This is a genomic window from Kitasatospora sp. NPDC057512, assembly GCF_042802135.1.
Taxonomy (GTDB): Bacteria; Actinomycetota; Actinomycetes; order Streptomycetales; family Streptomycetaceae; genus Kitasatospora.
Window position 1 is genome coordinate 1 of sequence record NZ_JBHVET010001177.1, and the last position, 1534, is coordinate 1534.

2 protein-coding genes are annotated in these 1534 nt (G+C 76.8%); both read left to right on the forward strand.

What is annotated here, in order from left to right; translation table 11 throughout:
• Positions 1-219 precede the first annotated feature (219 nt).
• The gene (locus ACFU6K_RS38675; RefSeq protein ID WP_380671304.1) at positions 220-369 is read left to right on the forward strand and encodes a hypothetical protein; all 150 of its coding nucleotides are present in this window, start codon (positions 220-222) and stop codon (positions 367-369) included.
• A gap of 195 nt (positions 370-564) precedes the next feature.
• A partial coding sequence (locus tag ACFU6K_RS38680; protein WP_380671306.1) for a Cmx/CmrA family chloramphenicol efflux MFS transporter occupies positions 565-1534 on the forward strand: 970 nt, incomplete at its 3' end.

Below are 1534 nucleotides of genomic sequence, written 5' to 3' on the forward strand. Positions count from 1 at the left end.
TCGCGGTGGAACGGGACGCCGAGCGGGTGCTGGTGCCGTAGGGGCCGGTGCCCCGGTCCGACACCCCGACCGCCGCCCCCCCGGTCGAAAAGCCACCACGGCTCCCCGGCTTACAGGAGCGGATCGTCCGGGCCCGGCCGAGAGGATCGTCCGGTGCCCCGGTACCGCCGGCCTGCCAGCCACCTTGCGGCCGCGCGAGAGAACGAGGAGGTGGTACCCGTGAACGTCGACGACGGCGTCGTCGAGCGCGAGTTCACGCTCGGCGGGATCCCCGGGCGGTGGTCGAGCCGCGCATCGTGGCCGCCGGCCGGTGGCTCCCAGCCCGACCGACGGGAAAACCGGGTGACCCGGCGGCAGGGGGTCGGGTAGCGTGCCGGGCATGTCGAGCCCTGAGGCATCCAGGGTGGGGGCTTTCGGTCACGCGCCGTCGGCCCCCTGAAACCCCGGAGATCCTGAACCACCGAGGTCCGAGCGAGCGCCACGCCTGCGCCGCCCGGGGGTTGAGCGTGCGGTGACGAGACGTCCGTCCTCCTCGTTCCCACCGCCCCGCTTCGGAGCCTCTCGATGCCCTTTCCGCTCTATCTGCTCGCCCTGGCCGTGTTCGCCATGGGCACCTCGGAGTTCATGCTCGCCGGGCTGCTGCCCGGACTCGCCGCCGATCTCGGCGTCACCGTCGGTACGGCCGGCGGGCTCGCCTCGGCCTTCGCGGTCGGGATGGCGGTCGGCGCGCCGCTGATGGCCGGTCTCGCCCGCGGCCGGTCGGGGCGCGGCAGCCTGCTCGGGTTCGTCCTGGTGTTCGCGGCGGCGCACGCCGTCGGGGCGGTGACGACGAGCTTCCCGGTGCTGGTGGCCACCCGGGTGGTCGCCGCGCTCGCCAACGCCGGGTTCCTGGCGGTGGCGCTGACCACCGCCGCCGCGCTCGTCCCGGCGGACCGCAAGGGCCGGGCGCTCGCCGTGCTGCTGTCGGGGACGACGGTGGCGACGGTGGCCGGCGTCCCGGGCGGGGCGGTGCTGGGCTCGCTGTTCGGGTGGCGCGCCGCGTTCTGGGCCGTCGCGCTGCTCTGCCTGCCGGCCGCCGTCGGCATCGCCAAGGGCCTTCCGTCCGTCGCCACTTCGACCGACCGGGCCGCGGCCATGACCCCGCCCCCGGCCCCGGCCCCGGCCCTGCGCGCGGAGCTCGGCGAGCTGCGCCGCCCCCGGCTGCTCCGCGCGATGCTGCTCGCCGCACTGGTGAACGCGGCGACCTTCGGCGGCTTCACCTTCCTCGCCCCCGTGGTGACCGGCCCGGCCGGGCTGGGCGACCTGTGGGTGCCGGTCGCGCTGGTGCTGTTCGGGGCCGGGTCGTTCGCCGGGGTCACCGTCGCGGGGCGGCTCGCGGACCGGCGCCCCGGCCTGGTCCTCGCCGTCGGCGGCCCGCTGCTGCTGGCGGGCTGGCCCGCCCTGGCCGTCCTGGCGGACGCGCCGGGCGCACTGCTGCCGCTGGTGTTCCTGCTGGGCGGGCTGTCCTTCGCGGTCGGCGGCACGCTGATCACCC